This window comes from Saccharothrix longispora, assembly GCF_030852425.1.
Lineage (GTDB): Bacteria > Actinomycetota > Actinomycetes > Mycobacteriales > Pseudonocardiaceae > Actinosynnema > Actinosynnema longispora.
In genome coordinates, this window is record NZ_NSDM01000001.1 from 485,358 (window position 1) to 509,404 (window position 24,047).

At 73.6% G+C, this 24,047-nt stretch carries 28 protein-coding genes; 15 read left to right on the forward strand and 13 right to left on the reverse strand.

Annotation, left to right across the window (positions count from 1 at the left end; all coding sequences use genetic code 11):
- Window positions 1-24: 24 nt before the first annotated feature.
- On the reverse strand, window positions 25-1,311 hold the full coding sequence (locus tag CKY47_RS02550; protein ID WP_306743952.1) for an adenylosuccinate synthase: 1,287 nt from the start codon (window positions 1,309-1,311) through the stop codon (window positions 25-27).
- Window positions 1,312-1,385: 74 nt separating this feature from the next.
- On the opposite strand from CKY47_RS02550, the gene CKY47_RS02555 reads away from it, so the two are divergent.
- The 3 genes from CKY47_RS02555 (at window position 1,386) to CKY47_RS02565 (ending at window position 3,083) form a co-directional block, all read left to right on the forward strand.
- Window positions 1,386-2,063 (forward strand): hypothetical protein, encoded by a 678-nt coding sequence (locus tag CKY47_RS02555; RefSeq protein ID WP_371320600.1) that lies wholly within the window; start codon window positions 1,386-1,388, stop codon window positions 2,061-2,063.
- Between the two features lie 110 nt (window positions 2,064-2,173).
- Window positions 2,174-2,815, forward strand: a complete 642-nt coding sequence (locus CKY47_RS02560) for an HNH endonuclease family protein (RefSeq protein WP_306743954.1) — start codon at window positions 2,174-2,176, stop codon at window positions 2,813-2,815.
- A gap of 19 nt (window positions 2,816-2,834) precedes the next feature.
- Window positions 2,835-3,083, forward strand: a complete 249-nt coding sequence (locus CKY47_RS02565; protein WP_306743955.1) for a hypothetical protein — start codon at window positions 2,835-2,837, stop codon at window positions 3,081-3,083.
- Between the two features lie 24 nt (window positions 3,084-3,107).
- Here the strand turns inward: CKY47_RS02565 and CKY47_RS02570 are convergent, their stop codons facing one another.
- Window positions 3,108-4,190 carry an FUSC family protein gene (locus CKY47_RS02570; protein WP_306743956.1) on the reverse strand — a complete coding sequence of 361 codons (1,083 nt, stop codon included), beginning with the start codon at window positions 4,188-4,190 and terminating at the stop codon, window positions 3,108-3,110.
- 4 nt (window positions 4,191-4,194) lie between these two features.
- Window positions 4,195-4,605, reverse strand: coding sequence for a DUF3151 domain-containing protein (locus CKY47_RS02575; protein WP_306743957.1), 411 nt, complete (start codon window positions 4,603-4,605; stop codon window positions 4,195-4,197).
- 279 nt (window positions 4,606-4,884) lie between these two features.
- Here CKY47_RS02575 and CKY47_RS02580 point away from each other — a divergent pair, with 279 nt between their 5' ends.
- Window positions 4,885-5,994 carry a hypothetical protein gene (locus tag CKY47_RS02580; RefSeq protein ID WP_306743958.1) on the forward strand — a complete coding sequence of 370 codons (1,110 nt, stop codon included), beginning with the start codon at window positions 4,885-4,887 and terminating at the stop codon, window positions 5,992-5,994.
- A gap of 104 nt (window positions 5,995-6,098) precedes the next feature.
- Here the strand turns inward: CKY47_RS02580 and fbaA are convergent, their stop codons facing one another.
- Window positions 6,099-7,133 (reverse strand): class II fructose-bisphosphate aldolase, encoded by a 1,035-nt coding sequence (gene fbaA / locus CKY47_RS02585; RefSeq protein WP_306743959.1) that lies wholly within the window; start codon window positions 7,131-7,133, stop codon window positions 6,099-6,101.
- A 94-nt stretch (window positions 7,134-7,227) separates the two neighbouring features.
- Here fbaA and CKY47_RS02590 point away from each other — a divergent pair, with 94 nt between their 5' ends.
- Complete coding sequence (locus CKY47_RS02590; RefSeq protein WP_306743960.1) at window positions 7,228-7,512, forward strand: DUF427 domain-containing protein; 285 nt, start codon at window positions 7,228-7,230, stop codon at window positions 7,510-7,512.
- Between the two features lie 15 nt (window positions 7,513-7,527).
- Here the strand turns inward: CKY47_RS02590 and CKY47_RS02595 are convergent, their stop codons facing one another.
- Complete coding sequence (locus CKY47_RS02595; RefSeq protein ID WP_306743961.1) at window positions 7,528-8,349, reverse strand: LLM class F420-dependent oxidoreductase; 822 nt, start codon at window positions 8,347-8,349, stop codon at window positions 7,528-7,530.
- Between the two features lie 110 nt (window positions 8,350-8,459).
- On the opposite strand from CKY47_RS02595, the gene CKY47_RS02600 reads away from it, so the two are divergent.
- Both CKY47_RS02600 and CKY47_RS02605 read left to right on the forward strand, forming a co-directional pair.
- Window positions 8,460-9,392, forward strand: a complete 933-nt coding sequence (locus CKY47_RS02600) for an aldo/keto reductase (protein ID WP_306743962.1) — start codon at window positions 8,460-8,462, stop codon at window positions 9,390-9,392.
- Between the two features lie 36 nt (window positions 9,393-9,428).
- Window positions 9,429-10,328, forward strand: a complete 900-nt coding sequence (locus CKY47_RS02605) for an SDR family oxidoreductase (RefSeq protein ID WP_306743963.1) — start codon at window positions 9,429-9,431, stop codon at window positions 10,326-10,328.
- A 35-nt stretch (window positions 10,329-10,363) separates the two neighbouring features.
- Here the strand turns inward: CKY47_RS02605 and CKY47_RS02610 are convergent, their stop codons facing one another.
- Complete coding sequence (locus CKY47_RS02610) at window positions 10,364-10,642, reverse strand: YciI family protein (RefSeq protein ID WP_306743964.1); 279 nt, start codon at window positions 10,640-10,642, stop codon at window positions 10,364-10,366.
- A gap of 64 nt (window positions 10,643-10,706) precedes the next feature.
- Between CKY47_RS02610 and CKY47_RS02615 the strand changes: the two genes are divergently transcribed.
- From CKY47_RS02615 to CKY47_RS02640, 6 genes are all read left to right on the forward strand, one after another.
- Window positions 10,707-11,285, forward strand: a complete 579-nt coding sequence (locus CKY47_RS02615) for a SigE family RNA polymerase sigma factor (protein ID WP_306743965.1) — start codon at window positions 10,707-10,709, stop codon at window positions 11,283-11,285.
- 190 nt (window positions 11,286-11,475) lie between these two features.
- Entirely contained in the window at window positions 11,476-12,333 is an 858-nt protein-coding gene (locus tag CKY47_RS02620; protein WP_306744527.1) for an ROK family protein, read from the forward strand.
- Complete coding sequence (gene nagA, locus CKY47_RS02625; RefSeq protein WP_306743966.1) at window positions 12,330-13,502, forward strand: N-acetylglucosamine-6-phosphate deacetylase; 1,173 nt, start codon at window positions 12,330-12,332, stop codon at window positions 13,500-13,502. The genes CKY47_RS02620 and nagA overlap by 4 nt, the downstream gene beginning before the upstream one ends.
- Window positions 13,503-13,543: 41 nt before the next feature.
- Window positions 13,544-13,729 (forward strand): hypothetical protein, encoded by a 186-nt coding sequence (locus CKY47_RS02630; protein ID WP_306743967.1) that lies wholly within the window; start codon window positions 13,544-13,546, stop codon window positions 13,727-13,729.
- Window positions 13,730-13,738: 9 nt separating this feature from the next.
- A complete protein-coding gene (locus tag CKY47_RS02635; RefSeq protein ID WP_306743968.1) occupies window positions 13,739-14,500 on the forward strand; it encodes a DedA family protein in 762 nt (253 codons plus the stop codon).
- 101 nt (window positions 14,501-14,601) lie between these two features.
- Complete coding sequence (locus CKY47_RS02640) at window positions 14,602-16,359, forward strand: hypothetical protein (protein ID WP_306743969.1); 1,758 nt, start codon at window positions 14,602-14,604, stop codon at window positions 16,357-16,359.
- Between the two features lie 21 nt (window positions 16,360-16,380).
- Here the strand turns inward: CKY47_RS02640 and CKY47_RS02645 are convergent, their stop codons facing one another.
- The gene (locus tag CKY47_RS02645; protein ID WP_306743970.1) at window positions 16,381-17,754 is read right to left on the reverse strand and encodes an FAD-binding oxidoreductase; all 1,374 of its coding nucleotides are present in this window, start codon (window positions 17,752-17,754) and stop codon (window positions 16,381-16,383) included.
- A 172-nt stretch (window positions 17,755-17,926) separates the two neighbouring features.
- Here CKY47_RS02645 and CKY47_RS02650 point away from each other — a divergent pair, with 172 nt between their 5' ends.
- On the forward strand, window positions 17,927-18,571 hold the full coding sequence (locus tag CKY47_RS02650) for a DedA family protein (protein WP_306744528.1): 645 nt from the start codon (window positions 17,927-17,929) through the stop codon (window positions 18,569-18,571).
- Here CKY47_RS02650 and CKY47_RS02655 read toward each other — a convergent pair.
- Together CKY47_RS02655 and CKY47_RS02660 are read right to left on the reverse strand one after the other, a co-directional pair.
- A complete protein-coding gene (locus CKY47_RS02655) occupies window positions 18,568-19,191 on the reverse strand; it encodes a nucleoside/nucleotide kinase family protein (protein WP_306743971.1) in 624 nt (207 codons plus the stop codon). The two genes, CKY47_RS02650 and CKY47_RS02655, sit on opposite strands and share 4 nt — an antisense overlap.
- Window positions 19,188-20,006 carry a PfkB family carbohydrate kinase gene (locus tag CKY47_RS02660; protein ID WP_306743972.1) on the reverse strand — a complete coding sequence of 273 codons (819 nt, stop codon included), beginning with the start codon at window positions 20,004-20,006 and terminating at the stop codon, window positions 19,188-19,190. Before CKY47_RS02660 ends, CKY47_RS02655 begins: the two co-directional genes overlap by 4 nt.
- A gap of 77 nt (window positions 20,007-20,083) precedes the next feature.
- Between CKY47_RS02660 and CKY47_RS02665 the strand changes: the two genes are divergently transcribed.
- Window positions 20,084-21,040, forward strand: a complete 957-nt coding sequence (locus CKY47_RS02665; protein WP_306743973.1) for a LacI family DNA-binding transcriptional regulator — start codon at window positions 20,084-20,086, stop codon at window positions 21,038-21,040.
- Here the strand turns inward: CKY47_RS02665 and CKY47_RS02670 are convergent.
- The 4 genes from CKY47_RS02670 to CKY47_RS02685 all read right to left on the reverse strand — a co-directional run bounded on the left by CKY47_RS02670 (window position 21,037) and on the right by CKY47_RS02685 (window position 24,047).
- Window positions 21,037-22,098, reverse strand: coding sequence for a glycoside hydrolase family 76 protein (locus CKY47_RS02670; protein WP_306743974.1), 1,062 nt, complete (start codon window positions 22,096-22,098; stop codon window positions 21,037-21,039). The two genes, CKY47_RS02665 and CKY47_RS02670, sit on opposite strands and share 4 nt — an antisense overlap.
- Window positions 22,099-22,118: 20 nt before the next feature.
- Window positions 22,119-22,808 (reverse strand): TrmH family RNA methyltransferase, encoded by a 690-nt coding sequence (locus CKY47_RS02675; RefSeq protein ID WP_306743975.1) that lies wholly within the window; start codon window positions 22,806-22,808, stop codon window positions 22,119-22,121.
- Window positions 22,809-22,901: 93 nt separating this feature from the next.
- Window positions 22,902-23,291 carry a DUF2784 domain-containing protein gene (locus tag CKY47_RS02680; protein ID WP_306743976.1) on the reverse strand — a complete coding sequence of 130 codons (390 nt, stop codon included), beginning with the start codon at window positions 23,289-23,291 and terminating at the stop codon, window positions 22,902-22,904.
- Window positions 23,292-23,357: 66 nt separating this feature from the next.
- The gene (locus CKY47_RS02685) at window positions 23,358-24,047 is read right to left on the reverse strand and encodes a hypothetical protein (protein ID WP_306743977.1); all 690 of its coding nucleotides are present in this window, start codon (window positions 24,045-24,047) and stop codon (window positions 23,358-23,360) included.

Below are 24,047 nucleotides of genomic sequence, written 5' to 3' on the forward strand. Positions count from 1 at the left end.
GGAGGCGCTTTTCGCGGAAGGGGATCAGATGATCCGGTGCCGCACGATGGTCTGGTCGCGGCCGGGGCCGACGCCGATCGCGGACATCCGGGCGCCGGAGATCCGCTCCAGGTGCTCGACGTACGCGCGGGCGTTCGCGGGCAGCTCCTCGAACGTCCGGCACGCGCTGATGTCCTCGAACCAGCCCGGCAGCTCCTCGTACACCGGCACGGCGTGGTGCACGTCGGTCTGCGTCATCGGCATGTCGTCGACGCGCTCGCCGTCGATCGTGTAGCCGACGCACACCGGTACCTTCTCCAGCCCGGACAGCACGTCCAGCTTGGTGAGGAAGTAGTCGGTGATGCCGTTGACCCGGGCCGCGTAGCGGGCGATCACGGCGTCGAACCAGCCGGTGCGCCGCGAGCGGCCCGTGGTGACGCCGAACTCGCCGCCGGTCTTGCGCAGGTGCTCGCCCATGTCGTCGTTCAGCTCGGTCGGGAACGGGCCCGAGCCGACGCGCGTGGTGTACGCCTTGAGGATGCCGATGACCGTGGTGATCCGGGTCGGCCCGATGCCCGAGCCCGCCGAGGCGCCGCCCGACGTCGGGTTGGACGAGGTCACGAACGGGTAGGTGCCGTGGTCGACGTCCAGCAGGGTGCCCTGCGAGCCCTCCAGCAGCACGGTCTCGCCGCGCTCCAGCGCCTGGTTGAGCAGCAGGCGGGTGTCGGCGATGCGGTTCGCGAACTTGGAGCCGTGCTCCAGCACGTTGTCCACGATCTCGTCGGCGTCGAGCGCCTTGCGGTTGTAGACCTTGACCAGCACCTGGTTCTTGAAGTCCAGGGCGGCCTCGACCTTCTGCCGCAGGATCTTCTCGTCGAGCAGGTCCTGGGCGCGCACGCCGACGCGGGCGATCTTGTCCTGGTAGCACGGGCCGATGCCGCGGCCGGTGGTGCCGATCTTGGCCTTGCCCAGGTAGCGCTCGGTGACCTTATCGATGGCCACGTGGTAGGGCATGATCAGGTGCGCGTCGGCGGAGATGATCAGGCTGCTGGTGTCCACGCCCTGCGCGTCCAGGCCGGCCAGCTCGTCCAGCAGCACGGCGGGGTCGACCACGACGCCGTTGCCGATGACGCTCGTCACACCGGGCGTGAGGATGCCGGACGGGATCAGGTGCAGGGCGAACTTCTGCCCGTCGGGCAGCACGACGGTGTGCCCGGCGTTGTTGCCGCCCTGGTAGCGCACGACCCACTGCACGCGGTCACCGAGCAGGTCCGTTGCCTTGCCCTTGCCCTCATCGCCCCACTGGGCACCGATCAGCACGACGGCCGGCATGTGAAACTCCAAGCGGTAGGACGGATGGTTTCAAGGGCAAGAGCGAATGCCGGTGCTTGAGGGTAGACCAGGAGATGAACGTGCGCGGAATCGTGCTGGCCTGCGGAAACTCGCAGTCGCCAATGATCACTGACGGTGACCGCCTGGAGGTCCGCCGTACGGCCGCACGACCGGGGAAGTCCGAGGTGGACCCGGTTGTCGCCGAACTGGGTGACGCCCGTCTCGTGGTGCACGGCACGGACGCGGACCTCAACGCGGTGGTGCTCCGACTGCTGAGGACCGAACGGCTGGCGGACACCCCGGTGGGGTACGTGCCTTCGGACCCGGCTTCGGAGGTGGCGCGGCTGTGGGGCCTCCCGACCGACCCGGGCCGGGCGCTCGACCTCGCCCTGGCCGGCGACCCCGATCGGGTGCCCCTCGTGCGCAACGACGTCGGCGGCGTGCTCGTCGGCCTCGGCTCGCTGGGCCCGGTCCGCGGCGTCGGCTACGGCGACGACACGGTCGTGCTGCGCGGGCAGGCGAGCCGGATCGAGGTGACCCCCGACCCCGACGGCGGCCTCGGCCTGCTCGTGCACGTGGTCCACAAGCGGCTGCTCACGCGCAAGGTGAGGACGACGTCCGCGCGGGCGTTCCAGCTGGGCTGCCTGCCCGTGCAGGTGGAGTCCGACGGCGTGGCGCACCCGCGCCCGATGGGCAAGTGGACGTGGTACCGCCACACGGAGGATCTCCGGCTCGTCCGCGGGGTGCGGTGACGGAGGAATTTCCCCATTCGCCGTCCGGGTGTCACGGGAAAGCGTTGTATACGGCCGACTGATTACTCCAAGGTAATTCCGACAGCTTCCACACCAGGAAGGTCGGAATTATGTCAACGGTCAAGAGAACCGCACGATTCTCGATCTTTTCCCTGCTCCTGGCGAGTGCGCTGGTCCTGGGTCTGGCGAACTCCGCGCAGGCGACGCCACCGGGTATTCCGAGCACCGGCACCGCCCTGTCGGAACTGGCCGCGCTCACGGTGGCGGCCGAGGGGTCGTCCTCGGGCTACTCGCGGGACAAGTTCCCGCACTGGACCACCGTCTCGGGCGCCTGCAACACCCGTGAGCAGGTGCTCAAGCGCGACGGCACGGGCGTGGTCACCGATTCGAGCTGCGCCGCCACGTCGGGCCGCTGGTACAGCCCGTACGACGGGGCGACCTGGACGGCGGCCTCCGACGTGGACATCGACCACGTCGTGCCGCTCGCCGAGGCGTGGCGCTCGGGCGCGTCGTCGTGGACCACGGCCAAGCGCCAGTCGTTCGCGAACGACCTGGGCGGACCGCAGCTCATCGCCGTCACGGACAACGTCAACCAGGCGAAGGGGGACCAGGACCCGGCCCGGTGGAAGCCTCCGCTGAGCTCCTACTGGTGCACCTACGCCAAGATGTGGACGCGGTCGAAGCACAAGTGGGGTTTGACGGTGGACTCCGCGGAGAAGTCTGCGTTGCAGAGCATGCTCGGCGGGTGTTGATTTCTGGGAGCTGATCCGGGTGGCCGAACGCTCGTCCCCGTTCGTGGCGGGTCCCGGTGGCGTGATGACCGACGAGGTCGGCGTCGTCACCGGTGACCTCGAACTGCGCACCACCCTGGAACGCGGCGCGCTGCGCGCCGAGGTCCGCTACGAGGGCGCGGAGGAGTGGTACGCCGTGACCGGCGCGTCGTGCCGCCTCGCGGACCCCCGCGACCACGACGCCGTGCACGCCGTCCTGCTCGGCGTGCTCGACCGACCGGAGGGCTGAGCCCGCCGCCGCCCCTGACGCGCGTCAGTCCTCGCGCGTCAGGGGCGGCAGCGACTCCACCGCCTCCGCCCGCGACAGGCCGGTGGCCTGGAGCAGGTCCACCGCGACCGACCGGACCTGGGCCAGCACCACTCTCGTGGAGAAGCCCTCGCCGCCCAGCACGTGCGTCGTGCTGCCGGCCGCCGCGCACACCGCGGTCCGGGCCCGCACCGGCTCGTCACCGCGTTGCAGCTCGTCGCGCAGCACGTCGACCGCCTCCGCGTACCGCCGCAGCACGTCGGGCAGCACGTCGGGCACGGGCTCGTCGTCGCGCAGCGCCGCCAGCGCCCGGCGGGCGAGCACGCGGGTGTTGCGCAGCGCGTAGTCCACCGGCGTCGCGGCCGTCCCGTACCGGCCCAGCTCGTGCCGCCGCCGGCGGCGGATCGGCGCGATGGTGGCGATCTCGCCACCGGTCTTGAGCGCGTCCCTGAACTCGTCCACCGCGTCCTGGCTGTCCCGCAGCCGCGCCAGCACGCCGGCGGCCCGCACCGCGTCCCGCCCGGCCACCGCGTCCGCGACGCCGCGCAGGGCGGTGGACAGCTCGCCGAGCACGACCTTCGCCTGCCGGTGCGCCACGGTCAGCGGGTTCGCGGGCAGCAGCGCCGTCACCGCGAGCCCGACGAGCCCGCCGACCAGCGCGTCCACCATCCGGTCGAGCCCGCCGCCCGCGCTGGGCGGCAGCAGCGTGGCCACCAGCACGGCCGACGACCCGGCCTGGAGCGCGATGACCGCGCCGCCGTCCAGCAGCACGGCGGCGGACATCGCCAGGGCGACGACCAGGGCGATCTGCCACGGTCCGGAGCCGATGAGCGAGATCAGCACGTCGCCGACCCCGACGCCCACCGCCACGCCCACGACCAGCTCGACGACCCGCCGCAGCCGCTGCCCCAGCGAGACGCCGAGGCAGACGACGGCGGCGATCGGCGCGAAGAACGGGCGGGGGTGGCCGACGACCTCGGTGGCGACCAGCCAGGAGAAGCCGGCGGCGAGCGCGGCCTGCGCGATCGGCAGGGCCGTGCTCCGCCACCGCCGCAGCCTGCGCGCCACCTCGTCGCGCACGGCCCCCACGCCGTCAGGCCAGGCCGAGGGCGGCGGGCGCCGCGGGGTCGCTGTCGGCCAGGAACTCCCGGCACCGCTTGTGCTCGTCGGCCTCGCCGATCTCGTCCGCGGCACGGGCCAGCGCGGCGAGGGCGCGCAGGAAGCCCTGGTTGGGGCGGTGCGACCAGGGGATGGGGCCGTGCCCCTTCCACCCGGCGCGGCGCAGCTGGTCGAGGCCGCGGTGGTAGCCGGTGCGCGCGTAGGCGTACGCGGCGACGGGGTCGCCGGTCTGCAGCGCGCGCTCCGCGAGCAGCGCCCACGCCTCGCTGAAGTCGGGGTACGCGCGGACGATCTTGGCCGGGTCGGTGCCGGCCTCGGCGGCGGCCTGCGCCTCCGGCCGGTCGGGCAGCATCGCGGGGGCGGGACCTCCGAGCAGGTTTTCCATGCGGTCAGGATAGGAACACCCGGGCGACCGCAGCGACCAGTGCCAGCACGAGCGCGGCCACGACGACCCCGGCCACGACCCTCTTGCCCATCTCGACGCTCCAGGACTCTCAGCGGGGGCACCTTCCCGTGCTGGGCCGAGCAGAGCAACGAAACTCACCTGTTAGGGTCAATTCGCGAGGGAAAGCGCAGCTCACATTCACCCCTAGGGGAAACCACCAGCATGAAACCGGGGGACAGCACCCTTCCGGCGACACCGGCCGGGCCGCATCATGGGCGGGTGAACACGGGGGTCATCGAGCGCGTCACGCAGTTCCGCGACCAGTACTGGGAGCGCGGCGAACCCGGCCGCGGCACCCCGCCGCGGCTCGCCGCGGCCCTGTACCACCTGTGGCTGGGCGGCCTGCTGCTCAAGCTGCTCGGCTCGTCGTGGGACGTGGCGTGGCACTTCAAGTGGCTGCGCGACGAGCTGGCCCCGCCGCACATGCTCAACACGGCGGGCACCGTGATCGTCGTCGCGCTCACCCTGTTCCACACCTACACGGGCTACGGCGCGGACCGCACGGCGCTGCGCCTGATGCAGTGGGGCACCGGCGTCTTCCTCGTCGCGCTGCCGATCGACCTGATCAACCACCGGGTCAACGGCCTGGACATCACGTCGTGGAGCGGCTCGCACGCCCTGCTCTACCTGGGCACCGCGATCATGCTGGCGGGCGCGATCCGCGGCTGGCTGCGGCTCTACCCGGACACCCGGTGGCGCCTGCCCGGCCTCGCCGCGCTGTGGTTCTTCTTCCTGGAGAACGCCTGGTTCCCCAACCAGCACCAGGAGTACGGCGTCCTGGAGATCGCCTCGTGGGACCGCGGCGACCCGTACGCCGAGCCGATCCTGCTCCAGTTCGCCGCCGACCAGATCGGCCGCCCGGTGGACCGCGCGTCGATCGTCCAGTTCTCGCTGCCCATCGCGGACTGGGTCTACCCGGTGTGGGGCCTGGTGGCCGCCGCGCTCGTGCTCCTCGTCGCCCGCCGCACGATCGGCAGGCGCTGGGCCGCCACCGCCGTCGCCGCGGGTTACGTGGCCTACCGCTGCCTGATCTGGCCGCTGCTGGCCGGCGCCGACTTCCCGCTGTCCGCCGTGCCGCTGTTCCTGGTCCTGATCGGCCTGGCCGTCGACGCCGCCCACCTCGGCCGCGTGCCGGCGCCGGTGGCCGCCGTCCTGGGCGCCGCCGCCGTCACCGGCCTCGGCTACGGGGGCATCTGGCTCCAGCAGTCCCTCGACGCGGCGCCGCCGATCCTCTACCCCTCGGCCTTCGCGACGTTCGCGCTGCTCGCGGCGCTGTGGGTGGCGGCGGACCGGTTCCGGGTGGGACGGGTCGCCGGAAGCCCCTCGTGACGGCCTGACCGCGCCCGACCCCGGCACCCCGACCCCGCCCGCGAACCCCGAACGGCCCCCTCCACACCGCGTGGAGGGGGCCGTTCGGGGTTCGCGGGGAGCGGTCAGCCGGCGATCATCCGACCGGACGACTTCAGGTGCTCGCACGCCTGGGCGATGCGGGCGGCCATGCCCTGCTCGGCGGCCTTGAGGTAGGAGCGCGGGTCGTAGGCCTTCTTGTTGCCGACCTCGCCGTCCACCTTGAGCACGCCGTCGTAGTTCTGGAAGAAGTGACCCACGATCGGACGGGTGAACGCGTACTGCGTGTCCGTGTCGATGTTCATCTTGATGACGCCGTAGGTCAGCGCCTCGTGGATCTCCTCCAGCAGCGAGCCGGAGCCGCCGTGGAAGACCAGGTCGAACGGCTTCGAGCCGGCCGGCAGGCCGAGCTTCTCGGCCACCACGTCCTGGCCCTGCTTGAGGATCTCCGGGCGCAGCTTCACGTTGCCCGGCTTGTAGACGCCGTGCACGTTGCCGAAGGTCGCCGCCACCAGGTAGCGGCCCTTCTCGCCGGCGCCGAGGGCCTCCACCGTCTTGAGGTAGTCCTCGGGGGACGTGTAGAGCTTCTCGTTGATCTCGTGGGCGACGCCGTCCTCCTCGCCGCCGACGACGCCCACCTCGATCTCGAGGATGATCTTCGCCTTGGCGGTGAGGTCGAGCAGCTCGGCGGCGATCTTCAGGTTCTCGTCCAGCGGCACGGCCGAGCCGTCCCACATGTGCGACTGGAACAGGGGGTTGAGGCCCTTGTCCACGCGCTCCTGGCTGATCGCGACGAGCGGGCGGACGTAGCCGTCCAGCTTGTCCTTGGGGCAGTGGTCGGTGTGCAGCGCGATGTTCACCGGGTACTTCTCGGCGACGACGTGCGCGAACTCCGCCAGCGCAACCGCGCCGGTCACCATGTCCTTGACCTTGGTGCCCGAGGCGAACTCGGCACCACCGGTCGAGACCTGGATGATCCCGTCGCTCTCGGCCTCCGCGAAGCCGCGCAGGGCCGCGTTGAGGGTCTCGGACGAGGTGACGTTGATCGCGGGGTAGGCGAACTCGTTCGCCTTCGCGCGGTCGAGCATCTCGGCGTAGACCTCGGGGGTTGCGATGGGCATCGGTGGGTCCTCCTCGGGTGCCCGGAACGCGGTGTCGGCAGCATCCTACGGGCACCGCCCGGCGAACGAAGATGATCACCGGCATAGTGGGTGCATGGCGATCGCACGGTGGAACGGCGAGATCATCGCCGAGAGCGACAAGACCGAGCTGGTGGAGGGGAACCACTACTTCCCCGCGGAGTCCGTCCACATGCAGTTCCTCCGGCCGTCGGAGACGACGTCGGTCTGCTCGTGGAAGGGCACGGCGAACTACTACACCCTGCACGTCGGGGGGCGGGACAACCCCGACGCCGCGTGGTTCTACGCGGAGCCCGGGGAGGCCGCGGCGAACATCAAGGGGCACGTCGCGTTCTGGCGCGGCGTCGAGGTGTCGGACTAGGTCCGACCCGTCGGGCTACCGCAGCGCCTCGGCGATCTCGCGGTACGCGTCCCGGCCCGGCGAGGCGCCGACCACCTGCACGGCGACGTGGTCGGCGCCCGCCAGCCGGTGCTCGCGCAGCCGGGCGGCCACCCGCTCGACCGGGCCCCAGGCGACCAGCGCGTCCACCAGGCGGTCGCTGCCGCCGTCGAGCAGGTCCTCCTCGGCGAACCCGTGGCGCAGCCAGTTGCGCGTGTAGTTCGGCAGTCGCAGGTAGGGCGACAGCGCCTCGCGCCCCAGGCCGCGCGCCGTGCCGGGGTCCTCCTCCAGCACCACGTGCTGCTCGGGCGCCAGCAGCGCGCCGGAGCCGACCGTCTCGCGGGCCCGCGCCGTGTACTCGGGCGTCACCAGGTAGGGGTGCGCGACGGACGTCCGCGCCACCGCCAGCCGCAGCACCCTCGGCCCCAGCGCGGCCAGCGCCAGCCGGTCGCGCGGCACGTCCAACTCGTCCAGGTAGTGGACCAGCTTCTGGTAGGGGCTGTGGTACACCTCACCCACGATCTCCCGGTGCCCGACGCCGATGCCGACCAGGAAGCGGTCCGTCCAGGCCAGTTCCCGGTACCCGTCGTTGACCTCGGCGGCGGGCGTCGCCCACACGTTCAGGATGCCGGTGGCCACGACCAGCTTGTCGGTGGCCGACAGCAGGTCGGCCACCGTGGCGAACACCTCCGACCCGGGCGACCCGCCGAGCCAGAGCGTCCCGTAGCCCAGCTCCTCCAGCTCACGGGCGCGCTCGCCGCCACCGACCCACCGCGGCGCCATCTCCCACACGCCGTACCCGCCCAACTCGACAGACATTTCGCCTCCCTGCGAACCAGCCCTCGAACAGCAGCAACCCCGTCCTCCCACGATTTAGTCCTGACTGGCCCGTTCGGCGCGAGTCGACCACCTGCGGTTGGGTTCGCGGCATGACGAAACTGGGAACCAGCGACCTGGACGTGTCGCGCCTCTGCCTGGGCGGGAACGTCTTCGGCTGGACCGCCGACGAGGAAGCGTCGTTCGCCGTGCTGGACGGCTTCACCCGGGCGGGTGGCAACTTCGTGGACACCGCCGACTCGTACTCGATGTGGGCCGAGGGGCACGTCGGCGGCGAGTCGGAGCGGGTCATCGGCCGGTGGCTCGCGTCCCGGGGCAACCGCGACGAGGTCGTCGTGGCCACGAAGGTGGGCATGCTGCGGGGGCTGGACGGCCTCGGGGCGGACACGGTGGAGCGCGCCGCCGAGGACTCGCTGCGCCGCCTCGGGGTCGACCACATCGACCTGTACTACGCGCACCGGGACGACCCGGGCACCCCGCAGGAGGAGACCCTGGCGGCGTTCGACCGGCTCGTGCGGGCGGGCAAGGTCCGGCACGTCGCGGCGTCGAACTACACCGCGGAGCGGCTGGCGTCGGCGCTGGAGGTGTCGCGGCGCGAGGGCCTGGCGTCGTTCGTGGCGCTCCAGCAGCCCTACAACCTCGTGGACCGCGCCTACGAGGGCCCGCTGCGCGACGTCGTGGCGTCGGCCGGCCTCTCGTCCGCGCCGTACTGGGGCCTGGCCAAGGGCTTCCTGACCGGCAAGTACCGCCCCGGCGCGACCGTCGAAGGCCCGCGCGCGGCGGCGGCGTCGAAGTACCTCGACGAGCGCGGCCTGCGCGTCCTGCGGGCACTGGACGAGGTCGCCGGGGCCCGCGGGACGACCCAGGCGGCCGTGGCCCTGGCGTGGCTCGCGGACCGGCCGACGGTCGCCGCCCCGATCGCCAGCGCCCGCAGCGCCGAGCAGCTGGAGGCCCTGCTGCCCGCGCTGGCGCTGGAGCTGACGGCCGCGGAGCGGGACGCGCTCACCGCCGCGAGTGAAGCTTAACTCTCCAGTAGCTTACTGGCGGTAAGTTGCGTTACGGTGACCTCCTCCGACCCCGAGGAGGTCACCGTGGACGTTGCGGGCAAGGTCGTCCTGATCACCGGCGCGGCGAGGGGCATCGGCGCGGAGGTCGCGCGCCGCCTGGCCGCCAAGGGCGCGAGGGTCGCCCTCGTCGGCCTGGAGGGCGAGCAGCTGCGCGAGGTCGCCGAGCAGTGCGGCGGGCGGGCCTGGGAGGCGGACGTCACCGACTGGGACGCCCTGGAGGCCGCCGTCGCCGGCGTCGTCGAGCACTTCGGCGGCATCGACGTGCTCGTGGCCAACGCGGGCGTCGCCGCCACCGGTTTCATCCGGTCGATGGACCGGGCGGCGTTCGAGCGGGTCGTCGAGGTCAACCTGCTCGGCGTGTGGCGCACCGTGCGCACGTGCCTGCCGCACCTGGTCGCGAGCCGCGGCTACTGCCTCGTGGTGTCGTCGCTGGCGGCGATCGTGCACATCCCCGGCAACGCGGCGTACTCGGCCGCCAAGGCGGGCTGCGAGGCGTTCGCCGACAGCCTGCGCGCCGAGGTCCGCCACCTCGGCGTGGACGTGGGCGTCGCGTACTTCTCGTGGATCTCCACGGACATGGTCGACAGCGCCGACGAGCACCCCGTGTTCGGCCCGCTGCGCCGGGGCATGCCGGGGCTCGCGAGCAGGAAGTACCCGGTGTCCGACGTGGGCAGGGCCGTGGTCCGCGCCGTCGAGCGGCGGTCGAAGGCCGTGCACGTCCCCGGCTGGGTGGGCGGCCTGAAGCTGTTCCGGGCGTTCGCCCCGGCCGTGGTCGCGCGGCAGACGCCGAAGTCGATGGCCGCCGCCGACCGCGAGATGGCCGCCGACGACACGTCGGGCCTGGTCGGCCCGGGCGGCACCGCGGCCGGGAAGCCCCCGGCGGGCGAGTCCTGAGCCGGGGCCCGAGCCGCGGGTCCCGAGCCGGCGGTCTAGGCCCAGGCGCCCGTCAGCGTCTGCCACTCGTGCACGCGCGTCGCGGCCACCACGCCGGCGGGCGTGTACGGGTCGGCGGCGAGCACCTCGCGCAGCTCGGCCTCGTCGGCCACCTCGTAGACCAGCAGGGCGCCGGTCTGGTCCGCCCACGGACCCGCCACGAGCAGGACGCCCTTCTCGACCAGCCCGGCCAGGTACTCGCGGTGGGCGGGCCGCACCGCCAACCGGGCCTCCTGGTCGTCCCCGAACACCAACTCGACCGCGAACCTGGCCACTGGACACCCCTCCGTTGCACGACGCCGCGCCGAAGCTACCCCGTGACGCGGTAACGTCTTTTCCGTGGTCGGTCCGGAGCAGAACAGCGGTGGCATCGCGCGCGTGCAGGACACGCTGACGAACCTGCGCATCCAGGATGGCGCGGCACCGGCGCCCGCGGGTCCGCTGACCCTGGAGGACCTCTACCGCCAGCACCGCATGCGGCTCGTGCGGCTGGCCCTGCTGCTGGTCGACGAACCCGCCACGGCGGAGGACGTGGTCCAGGAGGCGTTCACCGGCCTGCACCGCAACTGGTCCAACCTGCGGGACGCGCAGGCCGCCGTCGGCTACCTGCGCACGGCCGTGGTGAACGGTTCGCGCAGCGTGCTGCGCCGGCGCAAGACGGCCCGCGACTACACCCCGCCGCACGTGGCGAACGCCCGGTCGGCGGAGAGCCTGGCCATGCTGACCGCCGAGCACCAGGCGGTCGTCGCCGCGCTGTCCCAGCTGCCGCCGCGCCAGCGCGAGGTGCTGGTCCTGCGCTACTACGGCGACCTGTCGGAGGCCGAGATCGCCGAGGCCACCGGCATCAGCAAGGGCACGGTCAAGAGCACCGCGAGCCGCGCGCTGGACGCCCTCCAGAAGATCATGGCCGGTCGCTGACGCGATCCCACCCGCACGTCGGGCGGCCCTGCGCGCCCGCAGGTTGTTGAACAATCCGACAAGGTCAAGTCTTGGCGTCCGTCTGCCCCAATTGGGCACTTGGTATAGACCAATGGCGTCGCATGCCGCACTATCGACCCTCGTGGCGCGCACCAGACACGCAATAGCCGTCGACGTCGGCGGGACCGGGATGAAGGCCGCCCTGGTCTCCGGCACCCCGGACGGGGTCGCCCCGGTGGAGCAGCGCCGCCGCCCGACCAGGCCGGGCGGCGACGCCGTGGTCGAGGACGTGGTCGCCCTCGTGGACGAGCTGCGCGCGGTCGCCGGGCCCCCGGTCGAGGCGGTCGGCCTGGTCGTCCCCGGCATCGTCGACGAGGCCGCCGGCACCGGCGTGTACTCCGCCAACCTCGGCTGGCGCGACCACCCGTTCCGCGCCGCCGTCGAGGCCGCGACCGGCCTGCCCACCGCGTTCGGCCACGACGTGCGCGCCGGCGGCCTCGCCGAGCTGCGCCTGGGCAGCGCCCGCGACCTGACCGACGCCGTGATCATGCCCATCGGCACCGGCATCGCCGCCGCGCTCGTCCTGGGCGGTCGCGTCTCACCGGCGCCCGGCGAGGTCGGGCACGTCGACGTCGGCCACGGCGACCCGTGCGGCTGCGGCCAAAGGGGGTGCGTCGAGGCGCGCGCGAGCAGCGCCGCCATCGCCCGCCGGTACGCGGAACGCGCGAACCGCCAGGTGAGCGGTGCGGCGGAGGTGGCCCGGCTGCTCGAGGCGGGCGACCCCGACGCGGCGGTGGTCTGGGAAGAGGCGGTTGACGCCCTCGCGCGGGGCATCCTGCTGGTGGCGGCCCTGCTGGGCCCGGAGGCGGTGGTGCTGGGCGGTGGCCTGGCACTGGCGGGGCCGTTGCTGACGGACCCGCTGGGCGAGCGGCTGGACGAGCTGATCACGTTCCAGCGGCGCCCGGAACTGCGGTCGGCGGCGTTGGGCGACGAGGCCGGGTGCCTCGGCGCCGCGCTGCTGGCCATCGACATGCTGGAGGACAGATGAGCACGTGGGGTGGGCCCGTGGACGTGACCCTGACCGGTGGTCGGGTCGTCACGCCCGACGGGGTGCTCGACCGGGGCTGGGTCGCGGTGCGCGACGGCCTGATCGCCGCCGTCGGCGACGGGGCGCCGCCGGACGGCCCGACGACCGACCTGGGCGGGGGCTGGCTGGTGCCGGGCTTCGTCGACATCCACTGCCACGGCGGCGGCGGCGAGGCGTTCACCAACGCCGACCCGGCCCGCGTGACCAGGGCGGCGAACGCGCACCGCAGGCACGGCACCACCACGATCGTCGCCAGCCTGGTCTCCCGGCCCGTGCCGGAGCTCGCCGACCAGGTCCGGGCGCTGACCGAACTGGTGCAGGACGGGGTGGTGGCGGGCATCCACCTGGAGGGTCCGTTCCTGTCCGCCGCGCGCTGCGGCGCGCACGACCCGGCCATCCTGTGCCCGCCGGAGCGCGGCGCGCTCGACCTGCTCCTCGCCGCCGGCGCCGTCCCCACCGGCCGGGACGCCGTCCGGATGGTCACGATCGCCCCGGAGCTGGAGCACGGCGTGGACGCCGTCCGGCACCTGGTCGACCGGGGCGTGCTGGCCGCGATCGGCCACACCGACGCCACCGAGGCGCAGATCCGCCCGGCCGTCGAGGCCGGCGCGACCGTCGCCACGCACCTGTTCAACGGCATGCGCCCGCTGCACCACCGCGAGCCCGGCCCGATCGGCGCGCTGCTGGACGACGAGCGGGTCACCGTCGAGCTGATCTGCGACCTCGTCCACCTGCACCCGACGGCGGTGCGGCTGGCCGCCCGGCACGCGGGGCGCGACCGCACCGTCCTGGTCACCGACGCCATCGCGGCGGCGGGCGTGGGCGACGGGGTCTACGACGTCGGCGGGCTGGAGGTCCGCGTGGTGGACGGCGTGCCCACGCTGGCCGGCGGCGCGTCCCTGGCGGGCAGCACGCTCACCATGGACGCCGCCTTCCGCAACGCCGTCACCTCGTGCGGCCTGACCGTGGAGGAGGCCGTCGCCGCCACCTCCGCCCGCCCGGCGCGCCTGCTCGGCCTGGCCGACGTGACCGGCGAGCTGCGCGCGGGCCTGGCCGCCGACCTCGTCGTGCTGGACGCCGAGTTCAGGCCGCGCGACGTGATGAGCCGGGGCGCCTGGGTCAAGGACTGACACCGGGGCGGCCGCGCCGGGACCGGTGGGAGACTGGCCCCGTGCCCGAGGACCACGAGAAGCTGGTGACCGACGCCCTGCGCGCCCAGGCCACCAGCTCCGGCGCGCACCCGCACGTCCCGGCCCGGCCGGTCCGGGACGCCCTCGGCGCGGGGTGGGTGCTGCTGCTCGCCGTGCTGCTGGGTCTCGCGGCCGGAGCGGTCGTGGCGGTCATCACGCTCCGCTGAGCCTGTACGGTGGGCCGCGTGACGGTCACGCCCCTCGCCCTCGGTCCCGACTGGCTTGACCCGCAGGTCCTGCTGGCAGGACTCGGGCCGTACATGCTGGTCGGCCTCTGCTTCATCGTCTTCGCCGAGTGCGGCCTGCTGGTCGGGTTCTTCCTGCCCGGCGACTCGCTGCTGTTCACGGCGGGCATGTTCGTGGCGACCGGCCTGCTGGACTACCCGCTGTGGCTGGTGTGCGTGCTGCTCACGGCGTGCGCGATGCTCGGCAACGTCGTCGGCTACTACATCGGCTACCGGGCCGGGCCGGCGCTGTTCAGCAAGCCCGAGTCGAAGATCTTCAAGAAGGAGTACGTCGACAAGACGGAGGAGTTCTTCGACAAGTACGGCGCGCGGGCGATCGTCATGGCCCGGTTCGTGCCCATCGTGCGCACGTTCATCACCGCGATGGCGGGCGTGGGCCGGATGGACCGCCGCAAGTACTTCACCTACTCCTTCATCGGCGGCATCGCCTGGGCCGCCGGCATCACGGTCCTCGGCTACTTCCTCGGCCAGATCCCGTTCGTGCGGGACAACATCGAGATGATGCTGATCCTGATCGTGCTGATCTCGGTCGTCCCGATCGTCATCGAGGTGATCAAGGCGCGGCGCGAGAAGAAGTCGCTGCTCGCCCAGGAGGTCGAGGACGTCACGCAGGTCATCGAGCGCGTGGACGACTTCGCCGAGGAGCACCGCTTCGCCGACGACCGCACCCAGCAGATCCGGCGCATCGACTAGCGGCGCCCGCCCGGCGGGACACGCGGTAACGCCCGTCCGGTCCGTCCACGATGGACCGGACGGGCGCCGGACACGGCGCCCTCACCTGATGAGGGGTCTGCATGAAGCTGCTCCGGCGTGCCCTCGCCACGCTGCTCGTCACCGCCGTCGCCGTGCCGGTGGGGGCCACGCCCGCCCAGGCGGGTCACCGGTTGGAGAGCGTCGCCTCCACCGCGCTCTCGTACACGGACCTGCGCACGCCCTTCCAGACCCACACCGGCGGCGACGCCCCCGTCGGCGCCTGGCGCGACCAGGGCGGCCGGCTGCACGTGTCCGAGGCGTACTACCGGGTCGACCTGGCCCCGTACCGCGACGCGCACCTGTTCACCGCCACGGCCTGGGTCTCCGAGACCGCCGCGAACGACTGCGCGGTCCCCCGCTCGACCGAGCTGTGGCTGACCGAGGACGCCGACCGGCCCACGTTCGCCCGGCAGCCCCGTGAGCTGGTCCGGCACCCGTACGCGGGCAGCGCCCCCGCCTGCGTCTCGGGCTACGTCGCGTTCGACGTCACCGCGACCCTGAACGACGCCCTCGCCGCGGGCCGCACCGCGGTCACGTTCGCCCTGCGGATGCCCGGGGGCAAGCAGTGGCAGGTGCCGTTCGGCCGCCGCTACGACGACGTGCTGCACGTGAACCTGGACTTCAACCGCCCGCCCGGCGCCCCGACCGGCATCACCGCGCACGGCGCGCCGTGCGGCTCGGTGATCGGCGGAGCGGCCCCCGAGCTGACGGCGGACGTCACCGACCCGGACGACAACTGGCTCAGCGGCACGTTCTTCGTGCGCGACCTCGGCGAACCCGACGCGCCGGCACGGGAGTTCACGGTCGAGCGCGCACCCGCCCGCCAGCTCCGCCGGACCCTCCCGGCGGGCACGCTGGCCGAGAACCGCGCCTACGAGGTGACCGCGCGGACGGACGACGGCGACGCCACGTCGCCGATGAGCGCCCCGTGCCGGTTCGAGACGGACTTCACCCCGCCGCCGCGGCCGACCGTGTCGTCCACCGACTACCCGGAGGACGGCGGTTTCCCCGGCACGGGCGGCGGGGACGTCGCGGGCTCCTTCACGTTCACCGGCTCGGCGGACGTCGCCGAGTTCGAGTACCGCGGGGCGGCGACCGCCGGCCGGGTGCCGGCGGTCGGCGGCACGGCCACCGCGGTGCTCAAGCCCGGCGTCGAAGGCCCCCAGAGCCTGGAGGTGTGGGCCCTGGACCGGGCGGGCAACCGCTCGCCGGCGCGGACCTACGGGTTCCGGGTCGCCTCGACCGCGCCGTCGGTCACCGCGACGCCGTACTCGGCGGTCGCGGGCACGCCGCGCGAGGTGCTGGTGACGCCGTCGGAGCGCATCCCCGGCGTCGTCGAGTACGACCACCGGCTCGACGGCGGGGCGTGGACGACGATTCCCGCCGCACCGGACGGCACGGTCCGGTTCACCGTCCTCACCGAGGCCGTGAACCCGCACAGGGTGGACGTCCGGGGCCGCACGGCCGCCGGCGTGACGACCGGCGTGGGCAGCGCGTACTTCGTCGTCGACCCCGGTTCCACGTCCGTGACCAGCGCGGACTTCCCGGAGGAACAGGACGCCGGCGCGGTCGGCGTGCCGGGTGTGTTCGAGCTGCGGACCACGAACCCGGCCGTGGCGGCGTTCAGCTTCGAGGTGGACGGCGCGGCGCCGGTCCTCGCGCCCGCCACCGCCGGCGCGGCGTCGGTGACCTACACCCCCACCTGGTCGGGCTTCCACATGCTGGTCGTCCGGAGCCTCGACGCGCACGGCGGACAGGTCGTGGACGACGCCTACTACTTCTTCTCCGTGGCCGGCTGACCGGCCGACCGGGCCGACCGGTCAGGGCGAGAACATCGACCCCGGGTTGAACAGGTTCTCCGGGTCCAGCGCGCGCTTGACGTCGCGGTGGACCCGGAGGCCGACCGGGCCGATCTCCTTCGCCAGCCACTCGCGCTTGACCTTGCCGACGCCGTGCTCGCCGGTGACCGTGCCGCCCAGCGCCAGGCCCAGCCCCAGGATCTCGTCGAACGCCCGCTCCGCCCGCGCGAACTCGTCCTGCGACGACGGGTCGTAGACGATCGTGGGGTGCATGTTGCCGTCGCCGGCGTGCCCCACCACGGCGACCCGCAGCCCGACCTCGGCGGCGATCCGCTCGCACCCGGTGATCAGGTCGGCGATCCGCGTGCGCGGCACGCACACGTCGTCGGTCAGCCACGCCCCGTAGACCTCCAGCGCGGTGAGCACGGCCCGCCGCGCGGTCAGCAGGTCGCGACCCTCGGCCAGGTCGTCCGTCGCGTACACCAGCTCCGCGCCCGCGCCGACGCACGCCTGCTCGATCGCGGCCAGCTCGCGCCGGGCCGCCTCGCCGCCGGAGTCCGACTGGCACAGCAGCAGCGCCGCGCCCGCGTTCAGGTCGGTCCTGAGGTGCTGCTCGACCGCCCGGATCGACGTGCGGTCCATGATCTCCATCAGCGACGGCACGACGCCCTCGGCCACCACCCGGCTGACCGCCGCGCCCGCCGCCGCCGTGCTGCCGAACGTCGCCACCAGCGTCGACGGGGCCTGCGGCAGCGGGCGCAGCGCCAGGGTGGCCCGGGTGATCACGCCGAGCGTGCCCTCGCTGCCGACGAACAGCTTGGTCAGGTCGTACCCGGCCACGCCCTTCACCGTGCGCCGCCCGGTCCGCAGCAGCTCGCCGTCGGCGAGCACGACCTCCAGCCCGAGCACGGAGTCCGTGGTCACGCCGTACTTCACGCAGCACAGGCCACCCGCGTTGGTGGCCAGGTTGCCGCCGATCGTGCACCAGTCGTAGCTCGACGGGTCGGGCGGGTAGAACAGCCCGTGCTTCTCCACGGCGGCGCGCAGGTCCAGGTTGACCACGCCCGGTTCGACCACGGCGAGCCGGTTGTCCGGGTCGATCTCCAGGATCGCGTCCATCTTCGTGGTGACCAGCACCACGCAGCCCTCGACCGCGTTGGCCGCACCGGACAGCCCGCTGCCCGCGCCGCGGGGCACGATCGGCGTCCCGGCCGCCGCGCACGCCCGCACCACGGCCCGGACCTGCGCGGTGGACGACGGCAGCACGACGGCCAGCGGCTGCCCGTGCGGCGCGAGCGGCATCATGTCGCGCCGGTAGCCCGCGGTGACGTCGGCGTCGGTGAGCACCGCGCCGGCGCCGACGGCGGCGCGGAGTTCGGCGAGCAGGGACTCCATCCCCCCACGCTAACGCCGTTCGACGCGAAGGCAACGACTCCGTTGCGTAGCCACCACCCACCTCGCGGTCACCACTCCGAAGGTTCCACCACCTGTTGACCCCAAGTCGCCCGGTCGACGCCGCGGTCCCACGTACCCTGCACGGGTGGTGTTGTCCGCTTCGTCCGAAGCCATGTCGTTCGGCTCACTCGATTCCGCAGGTCCCACGGCCGTGTGGTTGATCACGCTGAGCTTCATCTTCTTCGAGTGCGCGTTCATCTTCGGGCTGTTCCTGCCCGGCGACTCCCTGCTGTTCGCCGCCGGTGTCGTGCTCGCCTCGCACGACGGCGAACTGTCGGCCTGGCTGCTGTCGCTGGCCGCGTTGATCGTGGCCGTCGTCGGCAACCAGATCGGCTACTACATCGGTCGGCACACCGGCACCAGGCTGCTCGCGCGGCGCGGTGGCAAGGTGCTGAACCGGCAGAACCTCGACAAGGCCCGGGACTTCCTGGACCGGCGCGGGTTCTGGGCGGTCGTGCTGGCCCGCTGGATACCGTGGGTGCGCACGCTGGCCCCGATGATCGCCGGCGCGGCCCGGATGGACCCGCGCAGGTTCATGCTGGCCACGACGATCGGCGCGATCGCGTGGGTGCCGACGCTGGTGCTGGCCGGCTACTACGGCGCGGGCCTGCTGTCCGCCGTGCCGTGGCTGGAGACGGTCGCGGTCGTCGTCAGCGTCGCGTTCTTCGTCGTCGGCACGGCCTACGGCGTGTACCGCTACCGGCAGGAGATGAAGAAGCCCGTGGACGAGGAGGCCTCCCTCCCCGCCGGCGGCTAGACCACCTCGCCGATCAGCAGGTCGGCCGCGCCCTTCGACGCGTTCACCATCAGCGCGTTGACGTGGTCGCTGCCGCGCAGCACCCGCTCGCGCGCCTCCTCCACCGACCGCCCGTACCGGACGTGCCGGTCGACGAGCCGCTCCACCCGCAGGTCCTCGTCGAGGTCCAGGAACCACGCCTCGTCGAGCACCAGCGCCACGTGCTTCCACCTGTCGTACTGCATCAGCAGGTAGTTGCCCTCGGTCACGACCAGCGGCACGGACGGGTCCACCGGCACCGCGCACGCCACCGGCTCCTCGATCTCGCGGCGGAACTCCGGCGCGTACACCACGTCCGGCCCGCGCGCCTTGAGCCTGGCCAGCAGGTCGACGTAGCCGGGCACGTCGAACGTGTCCGGCGCGCCCTTGCGCCCGGCGATGCCCAGCCGCTCCAGCTCCCGCTGCGCCAGGTGGAAGCCGTCCATCCCCACCAGCGCCGCGTCCGCCGGTCCCAGCGCGTCGACCAGGCGACGCGCGAGCGTCGACTTGCCCGACCCGGGCGCGCCGCCGATGCCGAGCAGCCTGCGCTCCCCGGTGTCGACCAGCAGCCGCGCCCGGTCGACCAGCTCGTCGAACCTCACCGACCGTCCCGCCACCGCCCCACCCCCTCCACCCAGTCGCCCGCTCCGTGCCGCACGCGCACCGCCGCGACCTCGTTCGCCCAGCGCACCGCCGGTCCGACCTCCTGCCCGAGGGCCAGGGCCACCGCCAGCGCGCCGTGCCACACGTCGCCCGCGCCGTTGGTGTCGCGGACCTGGACAACAGGTACCTCCTGCGAGCCCGTCGCACCACCTCGCGACCAGGTGACGGGACGCGGGCCGCGCGTGCGCACGACCAGCGGCACGCCGCGCGCGTGCAGCTCCGCCTCGGACAGCTCGAAGCCCTCGGCGCACGCCGCCACGTCCACCAGCGGCAGCAGCTCGTCCAGCACCGGTTTCCAGCTCCCGCCGTCCAGCAGCACGGGCACGCCGACCCGCCTGGCCTCGCGCGCCACCGCGACCGCCGCCGCGCCGAGGTGGCCGTCCACGAGCACCACGTCCGCCCCGGCGACCAGCGCCGGGTCCGCGGTGGACACCGCCACGTCGACGGCGTTGCGCGACACCACCGTGCGCTCCCCGTCCCGGTCCCGCACGACCACCGCGCTCACCGCGGGCCCCTCGCCGACCGAGTGCACCTCCACCGGGTGCAGCCGCTCGCGCGCGAACCCGCCCAGGTCGCCGTCCACGGCGGTCACCAGCACGGCCCGGTGGCCGAGCGCGGCCACGGCGCGCGCCGCGTTCGCCGCCGGACCGCCCGGGGTCACCTCGACGCCCAGCGACTGCACCTTCAGCCCCGGTCCGGGGAACTCGGCGACGCGCTGCGTCACGTCCACGGTCGTCAGCCCGACACACAGCACGCACACCACGGCACGTCCCCCAGACGGGTAAGGTCCCACGCAATCGCTTGCGCACAGGCCCGAACGGGGACGAGTCCATGGTCACCATGCGGGAGGTCGCCAGTCTCGCCGGCGTCTCCATCACCACGGTCTCACACGTGATCAACGAGACGAGACCCGTCGCGCCCGGCACCAGGGAACGCGTCCTCGAGGCGATCGAGGAGACCGGCTACACCGGTGACGCGATCGCCCGCTCGCTGGTCACCGGCGGCACGAAGTCGCTCGGCCTGGCCGTGTCGCTCGTGTCGCACCCGTACTTCGCCGAGCTGATCGCGGCGATCGAGGGCGAGGCCACCCGCGCCGGGTACTCGCTCGTGCTGATCGACACCCGCGGCGACGCCGAGTCCGAGCAGGCCGCCGTGCGGATGCTGCGCTCGCGCCGCGTGGACGGGGTGCTGCTCACGCCGACGTCCGGTTCGGCCGCGCTGCCCGAGCTGCGGCGGCTGGAGGTGCCGACCGTGCTGGTGGACCGGCTGACCGTCGCGCAGGACACCGACCAGGTCGGTCCGGAGAACGTGCAGGCGACGTCCACGCTGGTCCGGCACCTGGCCGAGCTGGGCCACCGGCGGATCGGCCTGGTCAGCGGCACGCCGGGCCTGGCCACCACCGACGAGCGCGTCCTGGGCTACCGCCTGGGGCTGGGCCGCGCCGGGCTGGCGTGGGACGAGTCGATCGTCGCCCCCGCGCTGGACCCGCTGCTCGGACGGGTCACCGGTGTCGTGGTGGGCGGGCACCAGGTGCTGGTGGAGGTGCTGCGCACGGCCCGCGCGCACGGCGTGCGGATCGGCTCGGAACTGGCGCTGGTCACCTACGACGAGGTGGAGTGGGCCGAGCTGGTCGACCCGCCGCTGACGACGATGGCGCAGCCGGTCGAGGAGATCGGCCGCACCGCGGTGCGGCTCCTGCTGGACCGCATCGGGGACCCGACCCGGCCGCCCCAGACGATCCGGCTGCCGCCGACCCTGCTGCACCGGCGGTCGTGCGGCTGCCACTAGCGCCGCCCGACCCCGTCGCGCTCCAGGAGGGCGGCCGCCTCCAGCGCCATCCACCCGCCCAGTTGGACGGACAGGTCGCGCTCGGGCGCGTCGCCCGCCGGCGACCGCGCGGGCCGCGCCCAGTCCGGCCCGAACACCGGGCCGCCGGCCGCCGCGGTCCGGTTCGCCCACACCGCCTCCGCGGACCGGAGCACCAGGTCCGCCGCGCGAGCCGCCTGCGGCCGGCGCAGCCGCAGCGCCGCCTGCGCCAGGTAGCGGGCCAGGATGCCGCCGAACAGCCCTCCGTCACCGCCGCCGTGCCCGCGCAGCACTCCGTCGACCGCGAGGTGGTCGGCCACCGCGTCGACGATCCGCGCCGCCCGGTCGTCGTGCGGGCCGGCCAGCTCGACGCAGGCGCCCAGCACGACGCCCTGGCAGTAGGTGTAGAGGTTGCGCTCCACCTCGCGGACCGTCCCGTCGGGGTGGACGTGCAGCCCGTCCCACAGCAGGCCGGTCCCCTCGTCGCGCAGGTGCTCCTCGATCCAGTCCACGGTGGCCGCGGCGCGGTCGGGCTCGCCGAGGCGGGCGAGGAGGATCGCGGCCGGCCCGTTCGCCGGGACGTTCTTGAAGTCGTCGTCCACCTTCCACCAGATGCCGCCGCCGGCGTGGTCGGTCCACGCCCCGCGCAGCCGCCGCGCGATGGTCGCCAGCGCGCCCGGCCGCGAGATCCCGACCTCCCGCTCGGCGCGCTGGAGCGCGAGCCCCAGCCACGCGATGTCGTCGTAGTAGTCGTTGACCCAGCCGCCCGGGTTGCGCAGCCGGATGCCGCGCACGAGCCGCCCCGCCAACGCGACCCGCCGCGCGTCCGGCGCGCGGAGCTGCGCGTCGAGGACGCAGTCGAGCAGGTGCGCCTGCCACCAGTAGCCGAACCGGACGTGCGCGCGCCCCGCCAGGCCGACCGGCCACCGGGTTACGCCGAGCGCCGTGCCCGGCAGTCCCCAGAGCCGGCGGACGTGCCGCGACAGCACGGCCCGCTCCGCCGCTCCCGCCCGTGCCGCGTGGATCTCCGCTGTGCTCACCCCACCAGGGTGCCCACTGCTCACCGATCCCGCCGGAACAGCTCCCAGTGGTAGAGGGCCATGGCCACGCTGGTGGTCAGGTTGTAGCTCGACACGCCCGGTCGCATCGGCAGCGACACCACGACGTCCGCCCGCCCCCGCACCGCGTCCGACAACCCGTGCCGCTCGGAGCCGAACGCCAGCACGGCGTCGTCGGGGACGCGGAAGTCGCGCACGTCCACCCCGCCCGCGTCGAAGGCGACGACCGGCCCGTCGACGTCCTCCAACCCACCGGTCAACCGGGCCACGGGCACCGCGAAGTGCAGCCCGGCCCCCGCCCGGACCACCGTGGGGTGCCACGGGTCCACGTCCCCGGTCGACCACACGCCACCGGCCCCGAACCCGGCGGCCACCCGCACGACCGCGCCGAGGTTGCCGAGGTTGCGCGGGTTGTCCAGCAGCACGACGGGCGCGTCCCGCCGGACCTCCGGCCCGACGGGCCCGGCGGCCACGCCGCCCACCCCGGTCGGGTGGGTCCGCCCGACGACCCGCTCGAACTCGGCCACCGGGACCACCTCGGCCGCCCCGAACACGGCGACGAGGTCGGGCGCGTGCGACCGCGCGAGGCGGAGCGCCGAGTCCCGGTCGAGCACGACCACCCGCTCCACGCGGGCCCCGAACCGGACGGCGTGCTTGACCGCGTGGAAACCCTCCAGCTTGACCTGGGGCACCCGGGGATCGTAGTCGGGTCGGCGCAGGGGCGGTGTCGGACTCCGCGCCGGCCTCCCGGTGGCCCGGCAGGCCGAGCAGACCGTCGGGCCGGTTCAGCGGCACGTCTCCGGCGTGCGCGCCGACGTGGTGTTCCCCGTGCGCCGCCTCAGGTAGTAGCCGACCCACGACGTGATCACCACGAGCGCCACCAGCACCTGCACGAGGCGGGCGGCGGAGTCGGGGTACAGCACGCCGTCGATGTAGGTGTCGATGAAGCCGCTGGCGAGCGGCGGTTGGCCGGACGCGGTGCGGAAGCCGTTCTCCAGCCACGTCAGCGGGCAGGCGATCGGGAACAGCACGACCAGCAGGCCCCACGTGGCCATCGCCAGGTGCCAGTACAGGACCCGCGGCCAGCGCCAGGCGAGGAACCCGCCGACCACGAGGAAGAGGAGCACACCGAAGTGCGCCACCATGACCAACTCGGCGAACGCGCGCGCGACCACAGCTGCACCTCCCTGCACCAGGGTAGGCCCGCGGGCGGCCGCGCGCGCGGAAAACACGAAGGGTGTTCAGCCCCTGGGCAGGGCCTGCCACGGCACGTTGCCCGCGAGGTCCAGCAGCAGGTCGGCCAAGTGGCCCAACGGCGCCTGGAGCAGCGGCGCCGGCACGGCGGCGGCCAGGGCGTGCTCGTCGAACGCGATGGCGACGCCCTGCGCGCGCGGGTCCTGGAGCAGGGCCTGGGTGAGGCCCGAGGACAGCAGCGCGCCGGCGAACGCGGGGTTGCGGCGGCGCACCTCGTACCGGGCGTCGAAGTTCGGGTCGCCCGACGGCACGAACTGCTCGAACAGGGTCCACGCGCTGTCCTCGCGCGGGCTGATCAGCACCCACGGACCGGGCATGGGGCGCGGCACGACGACGACCGAGTAGGTGCGGTACGCCGACGTGGCGACGTCGTCCGTCCGCAGCACGACCTCGACCGCCAGCACCGGCACGCCGCGCCAGTGGCCGACGAGCTGGAACTTCACCCGGCTCCGGTCCGCCTCCAGCATCCGGCCGATCTGCGGGACGCGTTCCTGGAAACCCTGGTCCTCGGCGACGAACCGCCACCCGAGGGACGCCTCCAGCGCGCGCATCCGCTGTTCCCACTCGGTCACGAACGCCTGGTCCGTGAACGGGTTCCGCTTCCGGCGCGACAACCCCACGGCGACCCCGGCACCGAGGATCGCCACGATCACCAGGAGCAGGACCAGGGCGGTCAT